Source organism: Psychrobacter sp. TB55-MNA-CIBAN-0194 (assembly GCF_040309505.1).
Taxonomy (GTDB): domain Bacteria; phylum Pseudomonadota; class Gammaproteobacteria; order Pseudomonadales; family Moraxellaceae; genus Psychrobacter; species Psychrobacter fozii.
Window position 1 is genome coordinate 1 of sequence record NZ_JBEOOW010000594.1, and the last position, 250, is coordinate 250.

Sequence of the window (250 nt, forward strand, 5' to 3'; positions counted from 1 at the left end):
GACTATTGCTATCCCTACGTGCCATCATGTCGCTACGCAAGGTGTTTTCACTGTCAGGTTGCCACTGCGCTTCCATCGCGGACAAATCATCAACCAGTAGTTGAGTTGCTGCTTTTAGATACTGTCCGCGGCGCTCACAGATACTAGCGTCAGGATTAACACTCCCGCCGCTAGTGCATTGACCATCAGTCGTTAGATAATCACTGAACGGGCGGTTGCCAGCACCTTCAGCGACGCCATTGGTATCTTG

Annotated in this window: 1 protein-coding gene; it reads right to left on the minus strand. The window is 51.6% G+C overall.

The genetic code is table 11. The features are described from left to right. A partial coding sequence (locus tag AAEY75_RS16400) for an imelysin family protein (protein WP_352260221.1) occupies positions 1–250 on the minus strand: 250 nt, incomplete at both ends.